The sequence below is a fragment of the Caloramator proteoclasticus DSM 10124 genome (assembly GCF_900129265.1).
Classification (GTDB): Bacteria; Bacillota; Clostridia; order Clostridiales; family Caloramatoraceae; genus Thermobrachium; species Thermobrachium proteoclasticum.
In genome coordinates this window covers 1-8010 of the sequence record NZ_FQVG01000077.1, presented here as the reverse complement: position 1 = coordinate 8010, position 8010 = coordinate 1, and the positions used below count along the sequence as shown (strand labels likewise).

The following is an 8010-nucleotide window of genomic DNA, read 5'->3' as shown; positions in this document are numbered from 1 at the left end:
TCACCATCCCTTATTAAAAACACATTATCAGCATCCTGCGTATATTCTAAATACCTTTTCACTATAACATCACAATATTTAGGGTCAAGTTCCATCATGCAGCATATTCTTCCTGTTTCTTCAGCAGCTATCAAAGTTGAACCGCTTCCACCAAAGGGGTCAAAAACAATGCAGTTTGTCATGCTACTGTTTTTTATTGGGTATGCAACTAATGGCACTGGTTTCATTGTTGGATGTTCTGCATTTCTTAAAGGCTTATCGTAGTTCCAAATAGTCGTCTGTTTTCTGTCTGAATACCACCTATGCTTCCCTGTCGGCTTCCACCCATAAAGGATTGGCTCGTGCTGCCATTGATAATCAGATCTTCCTAAAACCATGCTGTTCTTGGCCCATATGCATACATTAGCAAGATGAAATCCTGCCTCTTTAAATGCCTTTCTAAAATTAAGGCCTTCAGTATCCGCATGAAAAACATAAACCGCAGCACCATCGTCTAGAACTTCATAAATGTTTTTAAACGCTGATAGCAAGAATTCATAAAATTTATTATTATCCATCTTATCATTCATAATCTTTAGCTTATCCTCTGTTCCACCTTCGTAATTTACATTGTACGGAGGGTCTGTAACGCATATATTTGCTTTCTTTCCATCAAGCAAAGTTAAAACATCATGAAGAAATGTACTATCCCCACACATTAATCTATGCTTTCCAAGCAGCCATACATCACCATATTTGCTTATCGGTTCTTTAATATCTTCTAAAGCCTTATCAGCATCAAACTCATCATCCTTTATTTCTTTATCATGAACCTTTGAAAATATTTCTTCTATCTCTGCGGCCTCAAACCCTGTTAATGAAACATCAAACATTGATTTATCAAGTTCTTCTAAAAGGTCTTTTAATAAAGGCAAATCCCAATCACCATGAATTTTATTAAGTGCTATATTAAGGGCCTTTTCCTCTTGCTCACCTAAATCAACTACTACACAATCAACTTCTTTATATCCTTCGTTTTTTAAAACAGTAAACCTTTGATGCCCACCTACTATATTGCCTGTTCTTTGATTCCAAATAATAGGCTCAACATAACCAAATTCTTTTATTGACCTTTTAAGCTTTTCATATTCAGCCTCTCCAGGCTTTAACTTTTTCCTTGGGTTATATTTAGCTGGATTTATCTTATCAACTGCTATCTTTTTTACCTCCACAAAATCACTCCCCCTAAACTAAAAAATTTGCTTTAAAATACCCTATGTTTTGAAACCCTGAAACCTTGATTTTTCAAAGGCTGACGCCACTTAACCCCCTCCCTGTAATTTCGCGAATTTTCGTGTAGAGGGGCCCGCCCGACCTTGCGGCTCAAGGCGTAGAGATTTATACCCCATATGGGTATGGTGCTTTTAGACCTTTCTCCTCAAAAGTTATCCACAACTTATCCACAGGATATAAACATCTTTTTGTTGATTAGTTTAGTATTCATATACCTCATCCTTCCTTCCCCATCTTCCATCTTCTTTAGCTGTTTTACTATCATGGCACTCCTTGCAAAGAGCCTGCAGGTTTTCCTCATCCCAAAACAACTCTTTATTACCCTTGTGGGGTATTATGTGGTCAACTACCTCTGCTAGAGTAACAACACCATTTCTTTTACACTCTTCACACAAGGGATGTTCTTTTAAAAACTTTATTCTTAGCCTCTTCCACCTTGCAGTGTTGTATAAATACTTGTAGGTTCTGTTGTTTCTGTTATATTCCCTTTCAATCTCTTTCTCATGTTTTTCACAATACCTACCATCGGTAAGTTCAGGGCAGCCAGGATAACTACAAGGACGTTTCGGTTTTCTTTGCACTGCTACCACCTTCCTTTAAACAAGAAGGGGACATGCAAAACACCAACTCTGGTGATAGCCATGTTCCCCATACGCATTTATAACATTTACTAAACTTTCGATTAGTTTTAACTCTAATTTTCATAATGTTTCCTCCAATAAAAAAAGCCCTGAATATTTCAGAGCCTCTTTAATTAATAGAAATACATATTATTATTTTTTATTAAATTTAAGTATTTCAATCCAATCATTCGGGAATCCTAAACATTTTAAATCAACCTTATCATACTGTTCAACCAACGCCTCTAATTTTGTAACAAAATGTTTCCATTCCGTCTTTTGCTTAAGTAATCTACCCATAACAAATAAATTTGCAAATAATGAATCATTTATTATGCCTCGTTTTTTATCTGCTTTAAATAATTTTGGTGTTACAGTAAATTTTCTGTTATACAGCCTTCCGTAATGAGCACATATATTTCTTAAATTTGAAAGCGTGTGCAACCAAGTCTTTAAATATTCACCTTTAGTTCCATAAAAATTTTTAGCAATATCATCTTGATCATCATCTTTTAGATTACTATAAATTTTAGATAATGTCCCAAAAGAAGTTAATTCAATAACTACCCATATTGGAAAAACTCCATCGTAATTATTTATATGATGTTTAACAAATAATTCATCGCTTCTATTTATTTCTTCTTGGAGTTTATTTTTCATATCCGCATGATATTTCTCATTTTTAAAATTGTTTTTATCTTCATAACCTAATGGGCCATATTTGTGTGCAATTAAGTAAGCTATATGTGTTCTAAATGCCACTTCTATACTTTCTAATACAGGCAATATTAAATTTCTTAACTCTTTATCAAATTTATATAAATTATATACATCATCAAAAGTTATACCTTCATTAAACTTATCATTTTCTTTAAAGGTTAACATATAGGCACTTAATCTATAATAATTAACTCGTTGTAAAATACTAATAGCTTCACTTTCATCTTTAATAACCAAATTCCTTGATTTTAGTATCTCAATTTGTTCTTCAAATGTTTTAGCTTTTTTTATTTTACTCTTTACTTCAGTTTCCATATAACCCACCATAAATAAAAAGTCTCACCCTGGTCCGCATTGTTAAGAGGCGTGGTGAGCTCTGTTAATATTATAATATAAAAAATTCTTCACTCTGTCAATTATTTTTTAATATTTTTGAACAAAGCTCCAAAGTAGTTTTACTTTAGAGCTTAAACACTGCGTTTCCTTGGATTCATTCTGATTTAACCTCGGCTTATTCTACAGTGCCGTGTTGTCTATACCTTTTCATCTTAATAATATCACACTTTTCTACTGACATTCAATGACATTTAGTGACTTTTACTGCCATTTTGTGGTCAAGTTTCTTAATTCGATTTCTTTTAATGCTTTACCATGTAGCCTATATATAGTTCTTATTCCTGCATTCATTTCATATGCTATTTCTTCCCAATCCCTGTTGTTTATATATCTCATTTCAAGTATAAGCTGATAACTTGGATCCTCTAATCTTGAAATTATTTCTCCTATTTCTTTTTTTATGTCAATCAATCTATCTATGTCGTTATTAATTTCCTCCTTAAGCCCCACTATCTTTACCACTACATTCTCCATAGGACTTGTTGAGCCGCTTCCCCCTGATACTTTTTCCTTTGATAAATCTACTGTTGTCTTTTGAGCTAATGCCTCTAACTTTTCAAGTTGTTCTAGTTTACTATCAATCAATTTATCAAGCCATATAGCTTGTTGCAAAAATTCCTTTGCCTTCATCACTTCATCCCCTTGTATGAGTAGTATTTTTCCATGATATAAGATTTATATTCCTTGTCCAAAGTATTTAGCCTGTCCAATGCTTTAGTGCGGTCCTCTTTAAATTGTTCTCTTGTCTTATAAAATGGACATTTTGAACAGTCTTTAGTTGTTAAAACTAAGCATCTTCTGTTTCTATATGCAAAGCAATTAATCGCATCTTTACTAGATTCATCCTTTGCTTTTCTTGTCATTGTTATAACCTCCGTAATTTCTATTTTTTTACAATTCCATATTAAGTCTAAGATCCATAGATATATCTATATATATTATTTTTTATATACATATTTATTTGTTTTTTTATTTTAAAAAGCATATATAAAAAAATATATACATCTGCGACATCTGGGACACCCTTGATATTACTGGGCTACAATTTGAGACACATCTGCGACACATCTTGGACATCTGCGACTGCTTATTGCTTTACAAAAATCCTATATTTTTTCCCATTAATTCTTCTTTCCTCTGTTTTAAACCCAAACCTTTTAGCAACCTGCCTTGAAAATTCTATCTGGCTTAACGGCTGGTTGTTGTTATTTATGCAGAACTCAAGATACTTCTTATACACTTCCTTGGTCGGCTGATTTTCTATTTCTTCTTCATATTCATCATAAAACTCTATTATTGGATTGTTCATTTTCTCATATTCTTTTAATTCTTTTTCTACTTCAATTGATTTTGTGAACTTCTTATTTTTAATTAATCTTTTAAGGCCCTCAATACCTAATAGAACTAAATATTCCATAACTTCGCTGTTTCTAAGTTCATACTTTATTTCTGGCCTAAAATCAGGGTCATCTTCTGTAAACTTTGCATTGAAAGGTATTATTAGAAGCCTTCTTTGGACTGCTCCTGTTTTATCTCTTATCCTCGGAATGTTATTTGCAGAGAATAATAATTTTGCATAGTTGTTAAAATCAAATGGATCTTTGCCTTTCTTCTCTGCATTTATTCTATCACCTGTAACAAGTTTCTTAAAAAACGAAGGCTCTGCTATAAATTCATCACCTATATCATCACCAATATTTGCAAGTTTACTAAATAGTTCTGCTGTTTTGAATCTCTCTCCAAGTTCCTTTAAATCAAGTGCTGAAATATTAGTTGTATCAAGTAGTGTTGTTATCATATCTAAAAATGTCGACTTACCATTTTGTTTTTCACCTGTTAATATAAATGCCTTCCCTATTATGTTTTTCCTGTAGAATGTATATCCTATCAATTCTTCAAGAACCATTCTAATTTCACTATCATTACAAGAAATCTTGTTTAATACTTTATCCGCAAGTTCTGAATAGGTATTAGGATTATAGTTCCACGGTATCTTGTTAGTGATAATATACGTTGGAGAATGTTCTTTAAAGGTATTATCAGATATGTCATATACACCATTATTAAATGCTATTTTGTTATAGTCATCTCTGCTTAATGTAATATTGTTTGTTATAAGTTCAAGATAATTTAAAGTTTCAGTTCTTTTTGCTTTATTAAGCTCTGGCAAATGTTTTATCATAGCAGATTCTATTTCTAAGTAGTTACTTATATAAACACCATCTTTGTATATATGAAGTTGATTGTTTATCTTTATAATATGTTCCTCATCCCTTATAAATCTTGCAAACTGGTCATGAAGAAATTTTGACTTATGATAAAAAGACTGTTTTAAAAATGCCTCATCACGAAGTATTGTATCTATTTCTCTTTGCTCTAAAGGCTCTTTTAATATATACTTGTTGATTATATTTATAATATTTCTAATGCTGTCTTTGCTAAAACCTTCTGACTGAAGTGTTAGTATATAATTGAATAAGGCTTGATTTCTTCCGTCTCCTTCTTTCATATTTAAAAAATTTGGTGCTATCTTTAATGGTCTTAACCATTCTGGAAGATAGTCAACTTCATCTGTTTTGTTTAACCATCTTCTTGTTACTCCATTTACTCTTAATGGCACAATACAATTTTTTGAGCCAAGTCCTATGTCAATTGTTAATCCTAAAGGCGTCTTTGTCTTAATTTTTCTTGTTTGTAAGCCTGTATTTTTGAAATAAAAATGCATCCCTCTGTCGGTCTTTAATATGCAGCATTTTATGTTTAAATCTGTTATTATGTTTTTTACAATATCAGCTTCTTCCTTAGAATCAAAATCTATTTGAATAATATCATCTTTTAATACTGCACCATAATCTTCAAATGTTTTTCTCGCCCAGTCATAGGTATAAAATTTATTTCTATCTTTATATTCTTCTAATGGTTTTTTGCCTTTTAAAGGAATATATCCTTTAAAAATATCCATAGTATTTTCACCGCCTTTTGGTAAGAAATGCATTACATAATGGTAATTATTCTACCCATTTCTGTATGCTTTTTGGGTTGTTTTAAGCCAAAACTTTGCTCTTTATTACCAAAAACAACTTAAATTTAATCACAAATCCTTTTTAAATCCCTATATCTTGGGTGTTACTTTCCCAAATTTCTATTAAGTTTTATTTAATTTCACCTATAAAATCCCAAATTCTTTTCTTTGCTAAGTCTATATACCACTCCTTATCAAGCCTTCTTGGCACTCTTTTGCCTTTTACACTGTCGTTTAATATAAAGCATCTATCAGGCGTATTTGCAATTTTTTCAACTCTACCATTGGATTTTACTTTAAATACACCTTTATCATCCTCACTCTTTGATGCAAAAACTCTTAATGTTTTCTCTGCAAGTGGTTTGTCCCCATATAAAGCATGTGAATATTTGTATGTGAGCTTAACTACCTTTTGAAACATCATTAAATCCTTGCAGTTATTAATTGTTTCTTCTACTGGTGTTTTGTTAATAAAATATTCCTTTAAAGCCACATTAACTATTGGAAGATCGTTATCTATTTCACTTAAATTCTTAACATAAGCACCCTTTGATTTGAAACTTCCATCTTCGTGAATCATGATATAGTTGTTTACATCCTTTTGATATATTTTCTTAAAAATATCAAATTCGAGTTTCATTTTTGTCCTATCTTCCCACTCCCTGCAGACTGATTTAATAATTTCTACATCCTCTTGTTTTTCTAATTTACCTATTACTCCATCAGTATTTGATTGTATAAGTGTCCAGTAAGGTTCTAATTTTTCAATTAAATCTAATAAAAGAAGCTGCCCAGTTATACATACATTATTTGCTTGTCTTGGGTCATAGAGATTATTAAACTTATGTTTCATGGCTCCATATGTTGAATTTAAAACTATTTTATACGGCTTATGAAGTGGGTTATTTTCTTTTTTAAGCCTTATTCTTTCTTCATATATTTCCTTGTATAATTTAGGATCCTCAACATTTCTTGATAAATAGCCATACTCTATCATTAGTGTTGGGTAAAATGAAACTACATCTAAATTTAATATTATTCCTTCACCAACAAATTTTTCTCTTGCACCATGAAGCCCACCCCATGCAAATACATGAGGAACGTCACTAACATTAACTTCTAAGTATTTATCATAGTTGTGATTTGTAGGATTTTTATACCACTCAACAACTTCTTTATATTTGTTGATCTTTAAATTACTTGGAATATTAATTTCAAATTCATCACTTCTATTTGCTTTGTTTGCTTTTAATATAATTGAAGCTAATTGTGCCTTTGTTTTGCTTATATACTTAAGAGGCAGTTTAAAAGCTTTCAGCAGGGCTATATGTGTTTCAAATTCTTCTTTTCTGTGTAAAAATATCTCCATTGTTTGTTCTACGTCATGGGTACAATATTTAACAACTTCCTCTAATTCTTCATCTGTTAACTTCCTATCTATTGAAAAGCTAACACTGCTTTCTCTAATATCATTTCCCATAAAGCCTTCAAGTTCTTTTAAACCATGCGTTGTTGTCATTATGTCAAATTCATTAAGTTGTATATCTTTTAATAGAGAACTATACTGCCATCCTGGCTTTTTTTCTGATATAATATAATTTGAAATGTCATAAGGGTTGAAACCACAAAGGATACCTTTTAAAATATACTGGTCATAATGGTGGCTGTTATAGCCTATCCATATATAGTCTTTATGTTCTTCATAAAATGATGCTAATTTCTTAGCATCATTTATGAAGACATACTTTTTATGTTTTTCAGGATCTAATATGACGAAGAGCCAATCCGCCAAGAAAACCTCTGCGTCAAAGAATAGAATCATCCTTAATTAACCTCGAACACTTCAGTTATTTTAAAAGTCTTAAATCCTTTGCTGGTTTCCCCATATTCAACTGCATATTCTAAATTGCCATCAATTGCTTCATGAATATCAAGTATTAAATCATTATATTGTGAAAAGCTTTCAAACTCTACTTCAAT

At 31.4% G+C, this 8010-nt stretch carries 7 protein-coding genes; all 7 read right to left on the bottom strand.

The features are described from left to right. Positions 1-1211, bottom strand: a 1211-nt coding sequence (locus tag BUB63_RS12285; RefSeq protein WP_073250174.1) for a site-specific DNA-methyltransferase, incomplete at its 3' end; no start/stop codon positions are given. A gap of 261 nt (positions 1212-1472) precedes the next feature. Next, complete coding sequence (locus tag BUB63_RS12280) at positions 1473-1853, bottom strand: HNH endonuclease signature motif containing protein (protein ID WP_073250171.1); 381 nt, start codon at positions 1851-1853, stop codon at positions 1473-1475. Between the two features lie 192 nt (positions 1854-2045). Next, positions 2046-2927 carry an Abi family protein gene (locus tag BUB63_RS12275; RefSeq protein ID WP_073250168.1) on the bottom strand — a complete coding sequence of 294 codons (882 nt, stop codon included), beginning with the start codon at positions 2925-2927 and terminating at the stop codon, positions 2046-2048. 282 nt (positions 2928-3209) lie between these two features. Then, the gene (locus tag BUB63_RS12270; RefSeq protein WP_073250166.1) at positions 3210-3638 is read right to left on the bottom strand and encodes a DUF1492 domain-containing protein; all 429 of its coding nucleotides are present in this window, start codon (positions 3636-3638) and stop codon (positions 3210-3212) included. Beyond that, positions 3638-3871, bottom strand: a complete 234-nt coding sequence (locus BUB63_RS12265; RefSeq protein ID WP_073250163.1) for a hypothetical protein — start codon at positions 3869-3871, stop codon at positions 3638-3640. The genes BUB63_RS12270 and BUB63_RS12265 overlap by 1 nt, the downstream gene beginning before the upstream one ends. A 224-nt stretch (positions 3872-4095) precedes the next feature. Beyond that, the gene (locus BUB63_RS12260; RefSeq protein WP_073250160.1) at positions 4096-5970 is read right to left on the bottom strand and encodes a phage/plasmid primase, P4 family; all 1875 of its coding nucleotides are present in this window, start codon (positions 5968-5970) and stop codon (positions 4096-4098) included. Between the two features lie 190 nt (positions 5971-6160). Then, positions 6161-7852, bottom strand: a complete 1692-nt coding sequence (locus tag BUB63_RS12255) for a hypothetical protein (protein ID WP_084106783.1) — start codon at positions 7850-7852, stop codon at positions 6161-6163. Positions 7853-8010 lie beyond the last annotated feature (158 nt).